A 21219-nucleotide genomic window follows, 5' to 3' on the forward strand; every position below is an offset into this window, starting at 1 on the left:
AATACAATGCAGATTAGCCCGCAACAAGTTTTAGATGCGCTTAAAAATGTTGAAGATCCGGATCTTAAAAAAGACCTGGTAACCCTGAACATGATTAAGGATTTACAGATAGCAGATAACCACGTCAATTTTACATTAGAGCTTACTACGCCTGCATGCCCGATGAAGGAAATGCTGAAAAATGCCTGTACAAATGCCATTAAACATTTTGTATCGCCAACGGCAGAAATAACAATCAATGTAACATCCAGGGTTACCCAGCCAACCAACTCATCTTCACTAGATAACATCAAAAACATCATTTTGGTTTCATCAGGTAAAGGCGGTGTGGGTAAATCTACCGTATCAAGCAATCTGGCTGTGGTATTGGCCAGGGATGGTGCTAAAGTTGGTTTGATTGATGCCGATATTTATGGTCCATCGGTACCTACCATGTTCGATCTGGTTGATGCCAAACCAGGCGCAGAAGAAACTGCAGATGGCAAAACGAAAATTTTACCGATCGAAAAATACGGGATCAAACTATTATCCTTAGGCTTTTTTGCTGATCCCGGGCAACCGGTGCCCTGGCGTGGCCCCATGGCTTCTAACGCAGTAAAACAATTATTTAATGATACGAACTGGGGAGAACTGGATTATCTGATCGTAGATCTTCCTCCTGGTACCGGCGATATCCACATTACCATTACGCAGAGTTTCCCGATTTCGGGAGCGGTTGTGGTTACCACGCCACAACAGGTTGCTTTGGCCGATACACATAAAGGGTTGGCCATGTTCAGGATGCCCGGAATTAATATCCCGATTTTAGGTGTTATTGAAAACATGTCGTATTTTACACCTGCAGAACTGCCGGATAATAAATATTACATTTTTGGTAAAGGTGGTGGTACGGAACTTGCAGCACGTTTTGATGTGCCGTTTTTGGGAGAAATTCCGATTATACAGAGCATTTCTGAAGCAGGCGACAAAGGAAAACCGGTGGCATTGAACCAAAATCCTTTGCTGGATGGCATATTTGGCGATATTGCAAGTAAGATTGCACAGCAGATTTCCATCAATAACGCGCAAATGGTGAATTGCTAAAAAATTACTATTTTTATAACCTTAAAAAATATATAATGAATTTAACAGAACAAGTAGAACAGGCATTGGAAACCATCAGGCCATATTTAAAGGCCGACGGAGGTGATGTTTCTGTTGAAGAAATTACATCAGAAGGAACGGTAAAACTTAAGCTTTTGGGTAACTGCGGGTCATGCCCGATGAGTTTTATGACCATGAAATCGGGTATAGAACAGGCAATTATGAAAGCTGTTCCACAGATCACTTCGGTAGTTGCCGTAAATATGGCAGAGCAAGAGTAAGCTTTAACACTATTTAACTAGAAAGTTTTATTTTAAAAATTACTTTTGTCTTAATGAGATATTGTATTACCCTGATTTGCCTAATTTTTTCCATAACCGCTTTTGCACAACAGAAGCCGGTACAGGATAAACTCATCCAGTTTTCAGGGATTATTACCGATATCGATAGCTCAAATGTAATACCTTACGTAACCATCACCAATCTTTCTGCAAAGAGTAAAAGGGTTGGTGCCGATTACAGGGGATACTTTACTTTTATTGTTAACCCGGGCGATACGATCCTTTTTACCGCCATCGGTTACAAAAAATTCTCAACCGTAATACCGCAAAGTACGCCGGATAGCAAATATACCATTATGGTTAAACTAAAAGCAAATGTGATCGATTTACCTTCGGTACGTGTTTTTCCATGGGCTACTACAGAAGAATTTACCCGCGAGTTTTTATCGATGAAACTGGCGGATGATGATATGGCCATTGCCAAAAAGAACCTTTCGCGTTCATCAATCGATGGGTTGATCCAAACGCTGCCACGTGATGGTCAGGAAATCGGCAGTCAGAATTACCGCTATAATTTTGACAGAATGGTGAATAAGAACATGGTTCAAACCAATCCACTACTTAATCCTTTCGCCTGGGGCAAGCTGATGCAGCAGATCTTTGATGGCGATAAGAGCAGAACGAATTAGTCTGGAGTCTTAAGTCCGGAGTCCTTAGTCTTGGATGCAGCGGACAGTTTTATTTAGCAATACATTTTATTCTTGATTCAGATTTTTGCGCATTCCGGAAAGATTTGAAAGCTGTTTTTTAAGTCTCAAAGATAAAACTGTTGGTTCATGGAGACACGAACCAAGACGCGTGATAATTCTGTTTACTTCCATAAGTCCATCATCTAGACTGAAGCGTAGCGGAATGGAGAGATCTATTTGGTTAGATTTCTCGACGTCATTGCATTTTTTGTCATTGCTAATTTCAATAGAAAAGTCGTCATTGCGAGGCACGAAGCAATCTTAAAACGATCGCTAACAGCGTTCGCATTAAGATTGCTTCGTCGGCTGAAAAGCCTTCTTGCAATGACGAGACCTCACAGCTGAAATAAATTAAGTATGATGATATGGCAGAGAATCATTCAAATTAAAAAAAGGGAAAACGTTTCCATTTTCCCTCTTACATCTTCCTTCAAAACCTATCTTTTCTTGCTCTTGTTCGGAAACTTCATTTTGTAATCTGTTTTGATATTTCCTTTCGAAATGGCATCCAGTTTACTTTTTAGCATTGTTTTGCGGAGTACACTTACTTTATCAGTAAATAATTTACCTTCAATGTGGTCATATTCATGCTGGATTACGCGTGCCGGCATTCCGTCAACATCATCGGTATGTTCTACCCAATTTTCGTCGAAATAAGTAATCTTGATATTAGGCTTACGCATGATGTTTTCACGGATATCAGGAATGCTTAAGCAACCTTCGTTAAAGCTCCAGGCTTCACCGGTTTCTTCCAGAATCTCTGCATTGATAAATACTTTTTTGTAACCAGGTTTGCCATCTTCATCTTCACCAGTATCTACAATAAACAAACGGATCGGTAAACCGATCTGTGGCGCAGCAAGGCCCACACCATTGGCGTAATACATAGTGTCGAACATATCGCTGATCAATTGTTTTAATTCCGGATAATCTTTATCGATATCGGTTCCTACCTTTTTTAAAACAGGATCTCCGTAAGCTACTATTGGTAATTTCATTGTATTGTATTTTATGTCGTCCGTCATTGCGAGGTACGAAGCAATCTTAAAGCGCTGGGTGAACTAGCGATTGTTGTAGGATTGCTTCTTGCCTCGCAATGACGAAAAAAGTCAAGCAATGCAAATTGCATTTTTTTACAAAAATAACAATTATTCCTCTATTGGGCAGAAAGTAAAGATATTCAGTTGATCAATATCTAAAACTTCGTGTACCACATCAGCCATTTGCGTGGTGGTAACGGCATTAATTTTCTCAAAAACCGTCTCCAGCGGGTCTATTTTATCATGATCGATCAGGCTTTTGGCCATCGAAATGATTAAACCGATCCTGTTTTCTTCTCCTAAGGCAATCTGTCCGATAAATTTGTTTTTGGCTTTTTGCAGTTGCAACTCATTTAAAGGTTTTTCTTTAAGTTTCCTGATCTCTTTAAAGATTAAAGAGAGTGCCTTTGTCTGTTTTTCCTTATCGGTGCCAAAGTAAATGGAAAAAATGCCGGTATCGTGTAACGGCGAGAAATTAGATTCGATGGTATAAGCAATTCCGTATTTTTCCCTGATTTGTAAGTTTAAAACCGAGCTCATCCCATTACCGCCAAAGTAATTGTTAAGCAGCATTAAAGGAACTTTCTGCGATTGGTAAGTAGAATATGCCTGTGTGCCCAAAATACAGTGTGCCTGCATAATCGGTTTGTAAATGGTGGTGTTGCTTTGTGGAAGAATGCCTGGTTTAATCCTTTTTTTATCCGGATTATTCTCTTCAACATCAGCAAAATATTTGCTTCCTTTGGTTATAACACTGTTTAAAGTATAATTGCCTAAAACGGCCACAACAATTTCGTTGGTGCGGTAATTGGCCTTTCTGAAATTGATCACATCCTCACGGGTAAAATTTTGAACGGATTCTGTTGTGCCTAAAATATTGTTCCCCAATGCATGACCAGCAAAAAGCATATCTTCAAAATCATCATTAATGGCTTCTTCGGGCTGATCGAGGTAAGAAGAAATTTCATCCAGGATAACGCTTTTTTCTTTATCCATTTCTTCTTCTGGAAAAGTAGAATGGAACATGATATCGTTAAAAAGATCTAATGTTCTATCCAGATATGGATTTAAAAATGAAGCATGTACACAGGTATATTCTTTTGTGGTATAGGCATTTAAATCGGCCCCAACACTCTCCAAACGGTTTAAAATCTGGTTAGTGCTGCGTTTTTCGGTCCTTTTGAAAATTAAATGCTCAATAAAATGAGCTAAACCCGCCTTATTTTCGGGTTCATCGCGAGATCCGGTATTGATAATGATGCAGGCGTGAGATATGGCTGAAGCCGAAGGCACATGCAGTAAGCGTATGCCGTTTGGCAGGGTGTGAACATTGTATTCCATTGAAAGGCAAAGATAAGGCTAATTGCTTACAAAGCCTCTGTATCGGGGTATTGCAATTGTAAAGCGGAAATCAATTTATCCTTAGTTGGCCTTTTTAGTACTAGAAAAACAAAATTAGCGAGGCCAAAAATTAAGAAGAACGAATTATGTGTCATAAAAAAACCTACAATATTAAAAAGTGCACCGCCTTCTAAAAGTGCTGAACTGATGATAAAGGCACTTTGGTACATGTTGATTTTGGTATCGGCAGTGGCAGATTTATCAATTTTGGTAATGAGATTTCTGTAAAAGAATATGCTTCCGGATATGGTAATCAGCCCCATAATTGGAAATATCGGGTTAAAAGGCGAAGTAGTTTTTGGATTGGCATCAAAAAACATGATTTCGCGGTTAAGAAAAATGGTTACCAACGCGAAGAGGAAAACGCCTGAGCATAAAGCAAGGTGGATAATTTGGAGTGTTTTTAGTTTGGTGTTCATGATATTGTTTAAGGTTTTTAATTAGATCCCGTCATCTCGACCGTAGCGGAGAGATCTATCTAGACAGATTTCTCGACTCCATTGCATTCCGCTCGAAATGACGAGGTTAATGTATTTACTTCTCTATCCCCTCTAACGAGAATAAAAAGGCCCAGCGTAATGCCACATCTTTTAAATAATCGAAACGGCCTGATGCGCCTCCATGGCCAAATTCCATATTGGTTTTAAGTAGCAGTACATTTTTATCGGTTTTGGTTGCCCTTAATTTGGCTACCCACTTGGCCGGCTCAAAATACTGTACCTGACTATCGTGCAGCCCGGTTGTAACGAGCATGTTCGGATAGGCTTTTTTCTCTACATTTTCGTAAGGTGAATAGCTTTTCATATAATCATAAGCCGCTTTTTGCTTCGGGTTTCCCCATTCATCAAATTCGTTTGTGGTGAGCGGAATGCTTTCATCCAACATGGTATTAACTACATCCACGAAAGGAACATCGGCAATTACACCATTCCATAAATCAGGTGCCAGGTTTACAACGGCACCCATTAATAAACCACCGGCGCTACCACCATGGGCATATAAATGGCCTTTCGAGGTGTATTTCTGATCAATCAAATATTCCCCTGCCGCAATAAAATCGGTGAAGGTGTTTTTCTTTTTCATCAGTTTTCCGTCTTCGTACCACTGGCGACCCATTTCCTGTCCGCCACGGATATTGGCGATGGCAAATACAAAGCCCCGATCTAACAAGCTCAAACGCGGAGATGAGAAATAAACATCAGAATTTGCACCATAAGATCCATAACCATACAGCAATAAAGGCGATTTCCCATTCTTTTCAAAACCCTTTTTATAAACCAAAGCAATCGGAACTTTAGTGCCATCTTTCGCGTTTGCAAAAACACGCTCGGTTACATAATCTTTAGGGTTATATCCACCCAAAACTTCCTGCTGTTTCATTAGTTTCTGGTCTTTTTTGATCAGGTCGTAATCGTAGGTAGAATTTGGCGTTGTTAATGAGGTATAAGCATAGCGCAAAGTAGTGCTGTTATATTCAGGATTAGCACCAACACCGGCATCGTAAACAGGCTCATTAAACTTGATGTAATAATCGCTTTTGTCTTTTTTAAGTACACGAAGCTCGGTCAGGCCGTTTTTGCGTTCGGATAAAACAGTAAAATCTTTAAATTCTTCAACACTTTCCAATAAAACATCAGCACGGTGCGGAATTACCTCTGTCCAGTTTTCCTTCTCCGTTTTATCCAGCGGACATTCCATTAAGCGGAAATTTCTGGCATTCCAGTTGGTCCGAATCAAAAATTTGCCATCAACAGGCATTACATCATACAATACATCTTTTGATCGCGCTGCAAAAACTTTAAAAGGATTTTCAGGATGGTCGGCATCTACTATTTTATATTCTGATGTAAGCGTTCCCTGTGAAGCAATAAAAATATACCTGCCGTTTTTCGATTTGCCTACGCCTATGTAGTTGGTATTATCTTTCTCATCGTAAACTATAACATCGCTTTTAGCATCTGCACCGAGTACATGTTTCTTGATTTTTTCGCTTAAGAGCGTAACCGGATTTTTTGAAGTGTAAAAGAATGTTTTATTATCGTTGGCCCAGGCAACGCTGCCTTCGGTATTGGTGATGGCATCTTTTAAAATTTCGCCCGTTTCTAAATTTTTAATGTTTATGGTGTACTGACGGCGTGAAACCTGATCAACCCCAAAGGCTAAAAGTTTATTGTCAGGGCTGATGCTAAAACCGGTTGCGCTGTAATAGGCATGTCCTTTTGCAAGCTGATCTACATCCAATAAAATTTCTTCAGCTGCTGATAAATTTCCTTTTTTGCGGCAGTATTTAAAATATTGTTGTCCGTCTTCGGTGCGGGAATAATAATAATAGCCATTTTTAAAAACGGGAACCGATTCATCTTTTTCTTTAATGCGGGCTTTCATTTCCTTAAATAAACCGGCCTGAAACTGATCGGTACTTTTCATCATGGTATCCAGATAAGCATTTTCGGCCTTCAGGTAATTTACAACCTTGGTACTATCCGGTCCTTTTTTAAAATAATCGATCATCCAATAGTAATTATCTACTACGGTATCGCTATGTATTACCCTTTGGTGCGGAATAACCTCCGCGATGGGTGCCTTTGCATCAGGCCACTTTATTGCTTTCATTTCTTTTTTTTGTGGATGGTTACAAGCCGTAATTGCACTGAGCAATATAAGGCTTGGTAAGATACGTTTCATAGTGTTTTGATTTAGGTTCAATTGCAATTTAATAATTTTTTAGTTCAGTAGTTCATTGGTCATTTGTTTATTAGTGGCGTGGTGGTTAAGTGCTCAGCAAACTGTCAATTGAAAATTGGTTAACTGTTTAATTGTTTAAATCGGTTAACTGTATTCGGCGCCCAAGACTTCGGACCTCCGTCATCAGACTTCAGACTTGCACCAAACGCATAGCGCCATACGCCAACCGTTGCCATTTTCGCAAAAATCCATTAAGCCTATAGATATTCCTCCGATTTAAAAAAAATGATGTTAAATTGCCACATCCAAACGGTTTGAAGATCATAATGAAATTAGGCTACAAAAAAATAGTTGTTAAAGTTGGTTCAAATGTAATTACGCAAGCGAATGGTTTGCCGGATGAAGCAAGGATTAAGCACCTTGTAAATCAATTGGCCGACATTAAAAAGCAGGGTATTGAAATGATTCTGGTTTCTTCGGGAGCAGTGGCTTCGGGAAGAAGTTTAATCAAGGTTTCCGAAAAACAGGATGCAGTAACTACCCGTCAGCTATTGGCAGCCATTGGTCAGGTAAAACTGATTAATACCTATTCCAGTTTCTTTGCAACCCACAAAATACAATGCGCCCAGGTTTTGGTTACTAAAGAAGATTTCCGCGACCGTGCACATTATTTAAATATGAAAAACTGTCTGCAGATTTTACTTCAAAACGATGTAATCCCGGTGGTAAATGAAAATGATGTGGTTTCGGTAACTGAGCTGATGTTTACCGATAACGATGAATTGGCGGGGTTAATAGCCTCGATGCTGAATGCTGATGCACTGATTATTTTATCGAACGTAAACGGTATTTACAATGGAGACCCGAAAATTGAAGGATCAGAAGTGATTCAGGAAATTAATGGTTCGGTTGCCAACCTGGCTTCTTTTATCCAAACCGGAAAATCGCAGTTTGGTCGCGGCGGGATGATTACCAAATCGACCATGGCGCAAAAAGTGGCTAAATTGGGTATTTCTGTGCATATCGCCAATGGAACAAATGACGACGTACTAATTTCTTTATTGAATAATGAACTGGTGCATACCCGTTTTGTACCCGAAAAAAGTAAATCGGGCAAGAAAAAATGGATCGCCCATTCAGAAGCCGCAGCAACAGGGGTAGTTAAGCTAAATGATGGCGCAAAAACAGTATTAACCTCTGGTAAAGCAACCAGTTTATTGCCTGTGGGGATTATCGAAATCCAGACCGACTTTTTAAAGGGTGATATTATTAAAATTATTGATGAAAAAAATAACCTGATCGGGCTGGGCATTGCAGAATACGGATCGGATAAAGCAAGAGAAAGAATTGGCCAAAAGAAACAAAAAGCGCTGGTACATTACGATTATTTTTATTCGGCTATTTAAGCTGAAAGACCCAAAGGGCATGGCCAACTTAAGCTAATTTAAGTCTTGATACTTTATACCCCTCGTACTTGATACTATTAAAATGGATTACAAACAATACTTCGAAAAAGCAAAACAAGCTAGTCGCAATTTGATTAGCTTAAGCAAAGACATAACAGATGCTGTTTTAAATGATCTGGCTGAAGCTTTAGTGGCCAATACAGCTGAAATTCTTACTGAAAATGAAAAGGATTTAGCTAAAATGTCCATCGAAGATCCCAAATACGACAGGTTAAAGTTAAGCGCATCACGTATTGCAGATATTGCTAATGACCTTAAAAATGTCGCGGATTTAAATAGTCCGTTGGGTAAAATACTTTCTGATAAAACACTGGATAATCAGCTGCATATCCAAAAAGTGAGTGTGCCACTAGGTGTTGTTGGTGTAATTTACGAGGCCCGCCCGAATGTTACTGCCGATGTATTTTCCCTTTGTTTTAAAACCGGAAACGTTGCTGTACTTAAAGGCGGTAGTGATGCTGAGTTTTCAAATCTCGCCATTGCAAAAGTAATTCATGGAGTGTTAGATAATCATAAAATTAACCGGGATGTTTTAACTTTATTGCCTGCTGAAAGGGCTGCAACCGAAGCTTTATTAAATGCCAGGGGTTTTGTTGATGTATTGATTCCGAGAGGAAGCCAATCGTTAATTAATTATGTCCGCGAAAACAGTAAAATACCTGTAATCGAAACCGGCGCTGGCATTGTACATACTTATTTCGACGAATCAGGCGATTTAGAGAAAGGCAAAGCGATCATTTTTAACGCCAAAACCAGACGGGTAAGCGTTTGTAATTCGTTGGATTGTGTACTTGTTAACGAAAACAGATTAAATGATCTGCCTGCACTTTTATCTCCTTTAGCTGATGGAAATGTGGAATTATATGCAGATGAAAAAAGCTATGAAGTATTAAAATCTTTCTATCCTGAGAATCTGTTAAATCAGGCAACTCCCGAACACTTTGGTACAGAGTTTTTATCGTTAAAATTAGCGGTTAAAGTGGTTGAAAATTTAACCGCAGCATTGAACCATATTGCCGATTACAGTTCGAAACATAGCGAAGCCATTATTTCGGAAGATGCTAATAACATCGCCAAATTTTTAAATGAGGTAGATGCCGCTGCGGTTTATGCGAATGCCTCAACAGGTTTTACAGATGGTGCACAGTTTGGTCTTGGTGCCGAAATCGGGATCAGTACGCAAAAACTTCATGCCCGCGGACCGATGGGACTAGAAGAATTAACGAGCTACAAATGGGTGGTACGTGGTGATGGGCAAGTGAGGAAGTGATAGATTTATTGTCATTCTGAGCGCAGCGAAGAATCTGCAGGCGATAAAAAACTGCCAATGAATTTCTTGTAATCGGTGGTGCAGATAATTAAGAGATTCTTCGCTGCGCTCAGAATGACAGCGAAGTATTACAACTCAAAAACTGCTCCCCTTTCAGGCACTTCAACATTAAAACCTTCTTCCTGTAATGCCAATGATAAACTTTGAAGGCTCTTATCTTCACCATGCACCAGGAAAACTTTTTTTGGCTGTCCGGTTTGTTTAATGGTTTTTACCAGGTCGTTATGATCGCCGTGACCACTTAACAGATCGGTTTGGCGGATGGTGGCATAAACCATCATTTCGCGGTCTTTAATCCGCACAATTGGTGCGCCACTTAATAATTTGTAGCCGAGCGTTCCTTTAGCACAGTAACCGATAAAAAGAATGGTACAGTAGTAGTTCTGGATGTTGTAATACAAGTGATCCTGAATCCGTCCGCCTTCTAACATACCAGCAGATGAAATGATAATGCAGGGATCAAAATAATTGGAAACATCCTTACTTTCTTTCATGGTTTGCACATAGGCCAGATGCTCAAATTCGAATTCGTCACCCATCGTCTGGTAAAAATCTTTCGCTTCCTGATTTACCAGGTTATGGTGCTTGCGATAAATCTCTGTTGCCTGAATAGCCATCGGACTATCTACAAAAATCTGGATTGGTGGTAATAGCTTTTTGGTAAAAATCTGGTTAAGCGCAAATACGAGCGATTGCGTTCTGCCAATGCTAAATGCAGGAATGATTAATCTTCCTGGGCTTTTAATGCAGGCTTCTGTAATTTCCTGTACCAGGCGTTCTTCAATCGTTTGGTCTTTGGTATGCATCCTGCCACCATAGGTAGCTTCGCTTACCACATAATCTACTTCAGGCAGTGGTTCAGGATTTACCAGAACCGGATAGTTTTCTCTGCCGATATCACCGGTAAATGCTATTTTTTTTTCAATGCCGTTATCATTTATGGTTAAAATAGCTGCTGCGGCACCCAACAAATGGCCTACAGGCACGAATGTCAGGCTGATATCGCCATTAATTTTGAAAGGCTTATTGAAGGCAATAGTTACGAAACGATCTATCGTATCCATTACATGTTTGTGCAGGTACAAAGGTTTTGGCCCGCTGAAATTGCCCCGTTTGGTGCGTGGTTTTCGCCCGGCTTTTCTTAAAAAAAGTTCAACAGAATCGAACAGCAATATCGAAGTTAAATCGGCAGTTGGTGGTGTACAAAGCACCTGCCCATCAAAACCCATCCGAACCAATGTTGGCAAATTACCAGAATGGTCGATGTGTGCGTGGGTTAAAATTACCAGGTTAATACTTGCCGGATCGAAGGGAAATTGCTGGTTTTCTTCCTGATAGGTTTCCTTTTCATAATCTAATCCACAATCTATCAGTATTTTATAATGCCCGATTTCGAGTAAGTGCATACTCCCTGTTACCTGTTGCGCTGCGCCCCAAAACGTTAACTTCATCTTCTTATCTTTCGCGTAAATTCTTTTGCCGTAAAGTAGTATAAATGATGGGATTTTTAAACAATCAGGCGTAATTTTTTAATTATAGTCCGTTAACTTCTCTGAACTTAAGGCTCTTCAGTATTTCGCTTTTTCCCTCTTCCGAAAAATCTTCTAAATCAGCTGTTGTAATGATTTTCTCTACGAGAAGAGCAGTTATGGTACCTAAAAACCATGAATTTCTAAGTCCGTCGTACCTTCTGGCAATGTGTTTATCAAAATCTTTTACAGCAGTAAAAATTTTATAATAATCATCTCTGTTGTCTTCAGGTTGTTGCGTTTTCCATTGGTCTAAAATTTCGGAGAATAACTGCATTTCCTTTTTTAGTTCCCGTTGTAAAGCTACTTCGAATAATTTTCGGGCAACTTTATTGTCTGCTTTTGAAAAATCCATAGGTTAAATTTATGAGGATAAAGATAGCAAAGTCTCGTTTATAGCTAGTTACCTCAACAAAAAGATTTTTATCTTTGTCAAAAAATATCAGTATGCAAGAACCTTTCGACATCGAAATCGGCCCGATCAATTATTCAGTTTTTCCGGAAGGAAATGATTCGTACACCATATTTAAAGATGGAAAAGAATATATCCAGATTCAGAAAGATACTTCATCAATCTGGTTGAAAATGGATTACAAAACAGAACTTCCAATTTTTGAGGAAGATGAAGAGGTTAATGCCATTGGACAGGCGATTGAAAAATACGTGCCTGAAGAAGATGATGAGGAAGAAGAATTATAGGTAAAAAAAAAGCCCGGTTTTTATAAAACCGGGCCTTTTACTTGTTTAATGGTTATCTTGTACAGTTTGCCGTCCAGGTTTGGCCATCTTTTACAACCAGAATTTTAAGGTTGCTGGCATCAATACTAATGCCTGTTAAGCCCGAGCCTACACTTACATAACTGTTATCGCCGGTTTTTTCAAACTTTACGCCGGTAATATCAGGAATGTTGCTGCCAAAGTAAAAGTTATACGTTTCGCCAACTTTGCTTACGGTTACTTTACCATCAGAACTGTTAATGGTTGTTTCGCCATTTCGGTAAGAAACCGTTCCCTTGTAAGTACCCACGAAGAAATCTTTATCTGCCGGATCAGTATCTTTTTTACACGATACCATTACTGTTAATGCTATTAAAAGCATACTGAAAATTTGCACTGTCTTTTTCATCTCTTTCACTTTTTGTTTTAAATAAGGTTGATAATGTAACAGCCCTATGACAATGACTATGCCAAAGAAGATTGTGAACCTCTTAAATGAAGGTGATTAGTCTCTTGATTATAATTTTAATTGCCTGATAGATAAGTAATTGTTATGATCTTTAATTTTTATAACCAGGCTTTTTAGAGACGGGAAAGAAAGGGAACTGAATAGCGTATTCTTTTTTAGAATAATCGTTCTTAATGGACAGATTTTTTTAAAATCTTCCTGATTCTTTTATCCAGTTCAGTGGGGTCGCTATCAAAAGTGTCTTCAAAACTTTCGCCGATCTGATAAGCTTTGTTAGCTTTAGAAATTTTATAAATACTGTAATTATTTGTACCAGACAAACCATAAGATACAACAACATGATGTTTGCGGTTGTATTCAGGATTGACAATGTTTTCGAAGTTTTTAACCTTACTAATCTTTTTGTTTTTAGGATCAAGCAGAAATAAATAATAAAACGCATTGCCGCCTCTTGCGCCTGTTTCTGAAAAGATGAGTACATCTTTAATGCCATCGCTGTTATAGTCTTCGTAGGAAACATTACCGGTAATCAGCTTTGCATAAATTTTTTCTTTCCAAAATAGCTGATCTGTTTTTAAACCAATTTTACCAAAATAAATAGTGGTATTTATATTTTCTCCTACTTGTTCTTCTTTTACTCCATATTGTATGGCAAGTACATAGCTTTTATCTTTAAATGGAGAGATGTATTGCCACGTTCCCATTGCATCAGGTTGTTTAAATATCTTTTGAGCAAACGAATAACCGGAAATAAATATGAGGCATAGAAATAATATCCTTTTCATGTGTGGTATTTACAAATCGTTTACATTACATTTCTGAAAGTTTTTGGCCAATCTCTTCCGTCATTTCTTCAAGTGTAAATAGTTTGCCCCAGTTAAACTTCTTCCAAACTGTTTTTGGTTTATTGGTTTTGTCGCTAAACATATTGCCGCCAAAGGTTTCACTTTTTTTTCGTGTAGAGAAATTGAGGCTCGTAATGGTTTCTTCTCCTGAAGAACGGCTATAACTTGAAATGTTAAAGCCAATCAGTTCCATTTTTTGGTTTTGAAACCTGAAAGTATAATCGAGGTTGCTTACTTCGTAGGAGCCGCAACTTAACCAATATTGATAGCTTAAAATTAGTGTACCATTCTTGATCATAATTGCACCCGTTTCTTGTAAGGGATCGGCCAGGCAGGTACTTACCGTGTCGTTTTCCGTAGGTATAAACCTGGTGTTTTGAGCCTGTAACTGGTATTGACCGGGTGTTTTAAAAAGGACCAGAAGCATACGGGGATTAACATTCAGTTTATTTCCGCCCATACTGCCGTTTTTGATGATGTTTTTTGGATTGGTATTCTGGATAATGATTGCTTCATCAGATACATTATCTTTATTTAAATCGCCTTTGGCCTTATAAATTACTTTCCAGCCTTTTGGAATAAAGGAATTGATATTGGCGCCTGTTTTTGGGATTTGTGGATGATCTGCCTGTGCAAATAGATGAATGGAAATTAGCGATAACAGTACTACTAAAATGATTTTCATGGTAGATGGAGGGTTAATAATAAAAGTATTTGCTCGTAGCGGGGATTTTTAGTTCGGCTTTACCAGGCGCAAAACCATCCATTTTGGGGATGGCTCTAAACGGATATTTAAAATTATAAAAACGATCTTTTGGTATTTTTTTGTCGTCATCGCAACTGCCGTAAGTGTAAGCTACGCTCACCTTTTTGGTAGAGAAATTAATGTCGTATTGGTAATTAAAATCACAGGTATCGTAATCGTTAAGGGTAGAGCCAATTAAAAACCAATCGTTATTTTGATATCGGTAAATGTTCTTCCAGGTACTGTAATGCCTGCTGTTATGGTTAAATGTTTGCCCGGTAATCAGCGTATTATTGCTGATTTTTATGGAGAGATTTACGCCGGCATCTACACAAAAACCGCAGTCTTTATTGCTGCGTAAAATAGTACTGCTGCTTTTCCATAATTTGATTTTACCATCAAGCTGTTTACAGATATAGAGAATCCTTTTAAGTCCGTTATTTCCATCGGGTTTGTCTGTGTCAAATGCATATACCACTTCGTTAATGCCATCTTTATCTAAATCGCCTTTGGTTTCGATGACCAATTTGTAATTTTTTGGCGGGTTGAAATCGGGTAGTGTCTGGCTGCTACAATTAAGGGTTATAAATAAGCTGAAAAAAGTAAGGGATATTTTTTGCATAGCGGATATTTGTAGATCAATAAACATAATGCTTATTATGATAACAAATAAATTTTAACAGCAACTTTTTACCATGTGCCTACCCGGCCCATCCATCCCGATCTAAACTCCGGTAATTAATGGATTCGGCCAGGTGCTCAAGCTCTACATTTTCGCTTCCTGCTAAATCGGCAATGGTACGGGCCACTTTTAAAATCCTGTCGTAAGCCCGCGCCGACAGACCTAAACGTTCCATCGCGGTTTTTAAGAGCATGATTCCATCGGGATTAATATGGCAGACTTTACGTACCATTTTAGGGCTCATTTGTGCGTTATAGTGCAATTCTGGTTTATCTGCAAAGCGTTTATCCTGAATTTCCCTTGCTTTAATTACACGGTTTCTGATGATGTCGCTTTTTTCAGCATCGTCTGATGATGCCAAAGAAGTAAAATTAACAGGTGTAACTTCTACGTGCAGGTCGATCCGGTCTAAAAGCGGGCCTGAAATTTTACTGAGGTATTTTTGCACCACACCGGGAGCACAAACGCAATCTTTTTCGGGGTGGTTATAAAAACCACAGGGGCATTCCTGCGTTGCCCTGTTTGCGTCAAGAACGGCAATTTAGTAAGCCTACTGCGGTTTTCATTCCTGAAACACCATCCTTTTTAGGGGAGCATATAAGGAAGAAAAGGATAGAGAAAGGATTGGTCCAGACTGATCTAGCGAGGCTATTTAACGTCACTCCTGATTGTATCACTTATTGGGAACATAACAGGAGTAAACCTCAAGTTCAACATTACCCCGATATAATAGAATTTTTAGGGTATTTCCCATTTAAACTTGATATATCAACGTTTGAAGGTAAGATTAAAGCATATAGATATATAAATGGACTAAGCCAGAAAAATTTTGCAAAGAACATGGTTATAGATCCCGCTACCGTTACTAGGTGGGAAGAAGGAAAAGGCCGTGGACCAAAAAGGAAGGAAATAGAAGCTTTTTTATCTAATTTTTTAGTAAATAATCTAAATTATCCGATTGATTAGAAATAGTGTTTTAAGTGTCTGAAAAACAAGCGGCTTTTGAAATATTCAATCACCGAAAGGATGATATCGATATTTTTTGAATATGTAATCTTCTTATCAATAAATTATTAAAACATCATATGTAAACAAGGCAACATTTATCAGATAGGTCGATCAACTTTGGTACATCATAAATTAGTATCAAGACTATCCCAAGCTTCATACTATTGGATCAAAAGACTTTTTGCTTGTTCGGGGGTGTATTTTGATAATGATTATAAGCCTTATCTCCGGTTTTCTGGATTTTGATTTCCGCCTCTGTTATTAACAAGTCTAGTAATCCCACAAGGGTCTTCAGATCAGTATGTCTTGAGTATCCTCATGCAGCATATACCCAGTTTTGGATACCTTGATGAAAACTATAGCTTGTTCATATGCCGTATCATCAATATATTGCATAATTTGAAAAAAAATGGTTATAATTGAATTAAATCATGCCTCAAATTAATCAATATGCAAACTCTGGTGTTCAGGGCTCCAATGGCTATGAATTTCAGAAACATTGCGCTCTATACATTCTTCTTAACGGGTATGCTAGCTTGGTTGGCACGAGGTATTTCATTTGCCTTGAGCACCATGAAGATTTTTTATTTTGTCATCTCACGGACAATGATCTAGTGAAGTACATAGAAGCCTACCAAGCAAAGAAAGCTTCGGATAGTTGGGGGTTATCAGTAGATCTTTTTGAAATCATCCACAAAATGACAAATGTGGGTTTGGATCTAAATAATGATCATATGACAAAAGACTCTTCTTATGACCATTCGCTTGATTTTATATCTAACCATGATATAAAACTTACGATTAGGGAAAAAGGAAAGAAAGATATAAAGGATACCATAAACGTCGGAAACGAAAAAGTACTATTTAGAGACTTAAAACCAGAAGTAGCCAACAAAATTAAAGATGAAATCGATAAGCTATCGGGATACAATTCAGATAATATGGATCAGCTCGAAAAATTGTCTTTCGGTTTTATCGACTTAAATAAAGCTTATTCGAGACAAAAGCAAACTTTAATTGGACAGTTTAACCTTATTTTTGGAAATACTGTGGCTGACCATTCTGCTGCTGTTGAAACACTGCTAAGATTATTTAGGGATGCTGAAAATGTTCTAAATCAGGGGGGGGTAGTTCAATTAATGGATCCTTCCAAAAGGGTTCATTCAAATGCTATTAATCATGCTATTGCCATTATTACAAATGAGCAAAAAGCTTACCAGTTATGGCGATCTCAAGCTGACGAAATTGCAAAAAAGATTGGAATAACATTGGCTGAAAGAAGTAGATTTGAATTAGAATTCAAAAATAGCTTTGATTTGTTCAAAGATACAAAACAAGCAGAGCACCAAAAGATACTGAAGTTTGTGGTAGATAATAAATCCGTTTTCAACAACCATACTTCAGAAGTTGAGTGTATTGAAGACCTGTATAGTCAATTCACAGGCAAACATAACACACAACTTACGTCCGCGACAATTAAGGCAACATTATTTGCCGCTTATATTGAAGTTAGAGAAACATTATAATGAAACTAATGCTGATCATAAATCGCTTGTTTGTTTATTCCGAAAGCGAAAAAAAATATTTTGATGCTGAATTTTCTGAAGGTCTGAATATAATTTCCGGTCGTAATACTTCTGGTAAAAGCACCTTATTCCTTGCTATTAATTATACGTTTGGTATCAATGATTTTAATACCCAACTTAAGGCTATCTTAAATTTTAAACCTGTTTTTCGTTTAGACTGTACTATGAAAATCGGTGCCACAACTCAATCATTAATTCTGATTAGGGAAGATGACACGCTTTTGGTTGAACAGGGTGATCTACCTGTAAAGAGATTCAATGGAATAAATGCAAATCATTCGGCCGAACATGTTAAACTAAAAGAATATTTTCATACTCTATTTGATTTCCATCTAGATCTAGAAACCCAAAACGAGTATAAAGCAGCCCCAATTGAGGTAATATTTCTTCCATATTTCATATCACAGAAAGTAGGCTGGGTATATATGAGAAAGTCATTCAGTAGCCTAGATTTTTTTAGAAACTTTAAAAACGATTATTTGGATTATTATCTCGGGATTGAGAATAATACTGAACGCGAAAAGAGAAAAAAGATTGAATTACAGCTGAAAGCAATAAGTGAAGAAATCCGATTTCTTGAAAGAGCAGAAACTACAAATGAGGATTTTCAGATTAGCAAACTTTCTGACGAAGAGTACTCGAAACATTCAACAGATTATATTCAGGTATATTCTGAACAACTCATGGAACTAACTGCGCTAGAGAACGAGTATGTTCTAAAATGTAATGAGCTTGGTTTTTTAATTGAGCGACTATCAGTCTTAAGAAAAGTATCCCGAAATCACAAGTTACAGGATCCTGAGATTGGCGATTGCCCAGTATGCAAACAAAGTCTTCCACATCCCGTAAGCGCAACATATAAACATCTTCAAGAGGAAAACGATACTAATACAGAAATTGCTAGGTACAGAGCCAAGATTAAAGATGTTCAGGGGCTAATCAACAGTCTTAATAAGAAAATAAAGGAAAAGAAACAGATTATTGAAGATGCCTATAGAATTGTTTCCCGATATACTAATACAGAGCATTCATTTGAAAGTTGGCTAAATAATAAAGCCAATCTAAAGCTATCAGAAAATGTCAGTAAAAATATTGGTGACCTCGTGCTGCAACAAAATAGATTAAAGGAGGAACTGAAAAACTATAAAACAGCTGAAGAGGTTGAGCAAATCAGAAAACAAAAGAATTACGAATTTGAGAAAATTTTTGTTCAATATAGGACAGATCTAGAAACAGTCGATGAACTCGATGAAAACAGATTTACAAAACTCTACGATATAACGGCATTCCCTTCTGATGGAGTAGAGCTCCACAAAACAATTATGGCTTATCATTTTGCATTTAATAAACTTATTAAGTCAACCGAAAACATCCATAGGCTGCCTTTTATGCTCGATGCTATTTTTAAAGAGGATATTGAAGCTTATAATAAGACTGTTATTCTAAAGTTTATTGCGAAAAATAAACCTGATGATACTCAGACTATACTTTCGATTGCGGAAAAATCAGATCATGAAAAGGTCGTAAATGAATATAATGCAACATATTTCAACAATCAAGGGAAAGTCATATTGATTGGCGGTGGCGTGAACGTAAAATCATTTTTAACGGATTATAAGGGACAAGAGGATCGTTATTTGAAAGAAACTTTGGGATACATTTTGAATAATTAGTTTTTTGAAATGGATCTAGTATGAAAAAAAAGAATACAACACAGACAACCTGCCTAACATAGCAGAATTAGAGAGAATTGTTCACGAACTGAAATCTGCCATCTTGGGGAAGGTCTCTAACGAGAAAGTGTTTTACAGAATCTTAAACGAACTGAAGTTTATCCCCTTTGTTACGGCTAAACTTAGAGCAGGACATCATATTGAACGTGCAAGAATTAACGAACCAGGGCAGATTTTCTATTCAGAAAGTGAGTTGATCTACAGGACAGACGCTCATAATCTAAGGACGTTCGGTCGCGCAAATTGCACCAGAACAGGCAATCTTTATGGAGCGATAAAAACGGAACATATTGAATACCCCAGGATTGTCAACCTGTTTGAGATCTATGAGATATTTCGGAATAATGACCAGCAATCCGTTGATACGTTTACAATGACAGTAGGAAAATGGAGAATTAAACAAGATTTCGAAATTGTAGAAATGGTTTTCAACCAAAGTAACATTGAGAATATCCCACAGATAGCTAGGGCTTATGAACACCATATAGAAAGACTACGAGCGGAGATACCCGATAGAATAGACACATTGAATTTCTGCTCCCGTTTTTTTTTGACGAATTTGCCAAGAAAGAAATAAAATCGGATAGCGATTACAAGATTTTCGTCGCTTATACACAAATGGCTGACGCCTTTAAGAATTTATTAGGAGCAACTTATCCCAGTGTTCGAACAGACTATTACGGTTATAACGTGGCATTGACAATACCTGCAGTTGAGGCTTTCTTAGATCTAGAGGCTGTAGCGATGTTTAAGGTCTATAAGAAACAGGGACATACTTTTATTGATAATCTAGCTTTTGCGACAGAACTGGGGGAACTGAAATCAAACTTTAAGTGGGTGGATATAAAGGAGACGGATGAGAAAGTAATAAATGCAATACTGTTAGGAGATTATCTGTTTAGCTTCGAGATCTCTTTCACTAGTTTTAAACAACCTGCTAAAACTAAAAGGAAGGCACAACTAAAATACTGCACCCACCTTATCTAAGTCTCAAGAATCTACTTTCTATACTACCGATCCTAATGTCGACATATCCTTGGGAATTTATATATCGATGATACAAATTTTTGAATCAATTTGCTTATCCAAGCCAGCATTTCTAATTAAATTCTGACCTAAAATTCATTTTTGAAAGCAAATTTTTACTTAGATTATCCTGCGAAAATCAAAAAATAAATTGGCAACGTATTACACTAAGGTAAATCTCTTTAAGCAACGTAAATCGCGAGAAGCATTTCCAGGGGAATTTCTTATTTAAAACCAATTAACCTTCATACTGAAAGCCCTTAGTAAAGGGACATGGTTGCGTTGCCTTTAGTGCAATTTAGGCGAGAGTATACCAAACCTATGTCTCCGAGCTATCCTAAAAAACCCATGAGCATCGGTGAACACCTGAGGAAGAAAAGGATGGAATTAAGGCTTTTGCAGCGGGATTTGGCTGATATTTTAGGTGTTTTTGAGGGTTGTATCACCTATTGGGAAACCAATAGAAGCGAGCCCCAAATTAACTATTTTCCAGCAATACATCTATTTTTAGGTTACACGCACCTTAAGTTTGATGAAAGCACTTTTAGGGGGCAACTTGAAGCGTATCGGTGGAAAAACGGACTGAGCCATAAGCGTCTCGGGAAGGTTTTGGGCGTTCACGGATCAACCATCGGTTCATGGGAGAATGGAGATTCGAGACCTAACAAGGAAAACCTGGAACAGCTCGAAATGCTGTTTGGCAAATAAAGATTATTTAAGAACTGAACTGATGAACTTAAGCAAATAGTAGTATGCGTGGATGGAATTTTTTTAGGCGACACAAAATCCCTTGGAATTGTTCATCTATATAATTAGAGAGTTAGTTTAGATAAACGGGAGCAAT

20 protein-coding genes and 1 pseudogene are annotated in these 21219 nt (G+C 37.9%); 10 read left to right on the forward strand and 11 right to left on the reverse strand.

The features are described 5' to 3' along the window. Positions 1 to 6: 6 nt before the first annotated feature. The 3 genes from ABD769_RS10575 to ABD769_RS10585 are packed head-to-tail and all read left to right on the forward strand — an operon-like array spanning position 7 to position 2053. Positions 7 to 1083 carry an Mrp/NBP35 family ATP-binding protein gene (locus ABD769_RS10575; protein ID WP_344851387.1) on the forward strand — a complete coding sequence of 359 codons (1077 nt, stop codon included), beginning with the start codon at positions 7 to 9 and terminating at the stop codon, positions 1081 to 1083. A 35-nt stretch (positions 1084 to 1118) separates the two neighbouring features. After that, a complete protein-coding gene (locus ABD769_RS10580; RefSeq protein WP_025141622.1) occupies positions 1119 to 1364 on the forward strand; it encodes a NifU family protein in 246 nt (81 codons plus the stop codon). A gap of 53 nt (positions 1365 to 1417) precedes the next feature. Next, complete coding sequence (locus tag ABD769_RS10585; RefSeq protein WP_344851388.1) at positions 1418 to 2053, forward strand: peptidase associated/transthyretin-like domain-containing protein; 636 nt, start codon at positions 1418 to 1420, stop codon at positions 2051 to 2053. A gap of 497 nt (positions 2054 to 2550) precedes the next feature. Here the strand turns inward: ABD769_RS10585 and def are convergent, their stop codons facing one another. From def to ABD769_RS10605, 4 genes are all read right to left on the reverse strand, one after another. After that, the gene (def, locus tag ABD769_RS10590; RefSeq protein WP_025141620.1) at positions 2551 to 3111 is read right to left on the reverse strand and encodes a peptide deformylase; all 561 of its coding nucleotides are present in this window, start codon (positions 3109 to 3111) and stop codon (positions 2551 to 2553) included. 150 nt (positions 3112 to 3261) lie between these two features. Continuing rightward, positions 3262 to 4494 carry a M16 family metallopeptidase gene (locus ABD769_RS10595; RefSeq protein ID WP_344851389.1) on the reverse strand — a complete coding sequence of 411 codons (1233 nt, stop codon included), beginning with the start codon at positions 4492 to 4494 and terminating at the stop codon, positions 3262 to 3264. Between the two features lie 26 nt (positions 4495 to 4520). Beyond that, the gene (locus tag ABD769_RS10600; protein ID WP_344851390.1) at positions 4521 to 4973 is read right to left on the reverse strand and encodes a hypothetical protein; all 453 of its coding nucleotides are present in this window, start codon (positions 4971 to 4973) and stop codon (positions 4521 to 4523) included. Positions 4974 to 5088: 115 nt separating this feature from the next. Beyond that, a complete protein-coding gene (locus ABD769_RS10605; RefSeq protein WP_344851391.1) occupies positions 5089 to 7239 on the reverse strand; it encodes a S9 family peptidase in 2151 nt (716 codons plus the stop codon). A gap of 326 nt (positions 7240 to 7565) precedes the next feature. Between ABD769_RS10605 and proB the strand changes: the two genes are divergently transcribed. Both proB and ABD769_RS10615 read left to right on the forward strand, forming a co-directional pair. Then, the gene (gene proB / locus ABD769_RS10610) at positions 7566 to 8645 is read left to right on the forward strand and encodes a glutamate 5-kinase (protein ID WP_344851392.1); all 1080 of its coding nucleotides are present in this window, start codon (positions 7566 to 7568) and stop codon (positions 8643 to 8645) included. Positions 8646 to 8727: 82 nt separating this feature from the next. Next, complete coding sequence (locus tag ABD769_RS10615; RefSeq protein ID WP_344851393.1) at positions 8728 to 9975, forward strand: glutamate-5-semialdehyde dehydrogenase; 1248 nt, start codon at positions 8728 to 8730, stop codon at positions 9973 to 9975. Between the two features lie 128 nt (positions 9976 to 10103). Here ABD769_RS10615 and ABD769_RS10620 read toward each other — a convergent pair whose 3' ends face one another. Continuing rightward, a complete protein-coding gene (locus tag ABD769_RS10620; protein ID WP_344851394.1) occupies positions 10104 to 11486 on the reverse strand; it encodes an MBL fold metallo-hydrolase RNA specificity domain-containing protein in 1383 nt (460 codons plus the stop codon). 82 nt (positions 11487 to 11568) lie between these two features. Then, the gene (locus ABD769_RS10625) at positions 11569 to 11919 is read right to left on the reverse strand and encodes a hypothetical protein (RefSeq protein WP_344851395.1); all 351 of its coding nucleotides are present in this window, start codon (positions 11917 to 11919) and stop codon (positions 11569 to 11571) included. Between the two features lie 92 nt (positions 11920 to 12011). Between ABD769_RS10625 and ABD769_RS10630 the strand changes: the two genes are divergently transcribed. Continuing rightward, complete coding sequence (locus ABD769_RS10630; RefSeq protein WP_344851396.1) at positions 12012 to 12263, forward strand: hypothetical protein; 252 nt, start codon at positions 12012 to 12014, stop codon at positions 12261 to 12263. Positions 12264 to 12315: 52 nt separating this feature from the next. Here the strand turns inward: ABD769_RS10630 and ABD769_RS10635 are convergent, their stop codons facing one another. The 5 genes and pseudogenes from ABD769_RS10635 to ABD769_RS10655 all read right to left on the reverse strand — a co-directional run. Further along, complete coding sequence (locus tag ABD769_RS10635) at positions 12316 to 12690, reverse strand: hypothetical protein (RefSeq protein ID WP_344851397.1); 375 nt, start codon at positions 12688 to 12690, stop codon at positions 12316 to 12318. Positions 12691 to 12920: 230 nt separating this feature from the next. Further along, positions 12921 to 13535: an XAC2610-related protein gene (locus tag ABD769_RS10640; protein ID WP_344851398.1), complete on the reverse strand. Its 615-nt coding sequence runs from the start codon at positions 13533 to 13535 to the stop codon at positions 12921 to 12923. Positions 13536 to 13560: 25 nt separating this feature from the next. Continuing rightward, on the reverse strand, positions 13561 to 14280 hold the full coding sequence (locus ABD769_RS10645) for a hypothetical protein (protein WP_344851399.1): 720 nt from the start codon (positions 14278 to 14280) through the stop codon (positions 13561 to 13563). A 13-nt stretch (positions 14281 to 14293) separates the two neighbouring features. Further along, positions 14294 to 14962, reverse strand: coding sequence for a hypothetical protein (locus ABD769_RS10650; RefSeq protein ID WP_344851400.1), 669 nt, complete (start codon positions 14960 to 14962; stop codon positions 14294 to 14296). 79 nt (positions 14963 to 15041) lie between these two features. Continuing rightward, positions 15042 to 15527, reverse strand: a pseudogene (locus ABD769_RS10655) (magnesium chelatase subunit ChlI family protein); the annotation flags it as partial. Between the two features lie 934 nt (positions 15528 to 16461). Between ABD769_RS10655 and ABD769_RS10660 the strand changes: the two are divergent. The 4 genes from ABD769_RS10660 to ABD769_RS10675 all read left to right on the forward strand — a co-directional run bounded on the left by ABD769_RS10660 (position 16462) and on the right by ABD769_RS10675 (position 21083). Continuing rightward, positions 16462 to 17556: a dsDNA nuclease domain-containing protein gene (locus ABD769_RS10660; RefSeq protein ID WP_344851401.1), complete on the forward strand. Its 1095-nt coding sequence runs from the start codon at positions 16462 to 16464 to the stop codon at positions 17554 to 17556. 8 nt (positions 17557 to 17564) lie between these two features. Then, positions 17565 to 19289: a hypothetical protein gene (locus ABD769_RS10665; protein ID WP_344851402.1), complete on the forward strand. Its 1725-nt coding sequence runs from the start codon at positions 17565 to 17567 to the stop codon at positions 19287 to 19289. Positions 19290 to 19967: 678 nt separating this feature from the next. Beyond that, positions 19968 to 20336, forward strand: a complete 369-nt coding sequence (locus ABD769_RS10670) for a hypothetical protein (RefSeq protein ID WP_344851403.1) — start codon at positions 19968 to 19970, stop codon at positions 20334 to 20336. A 387-nt stretch (positions 20337 to 20723) separates the two neighbouring features. Further along, complete coding sequence (locus ABD769_RS10675; RefSeq protein ID WP_344851404.1) at positions 20724 to 21083, forward strand: helix-turn-helix domain-containing protein; 360 nt, start codon at positions 20724 to 20726, stop codon at positions 21081 to 21083. Positions 21084 to 21219: the final 136 nt, after the last annotated feature.

The organism is Pedobacter jeongneungensis, from assembly GCF_039538295.1.
GTDB lineage: Bacteria > Bacteroidota > Bacteroidia > Sphingobacteriales > Sphingobacteriaceae > Pedobacter > Pedobacter jeongneungensis.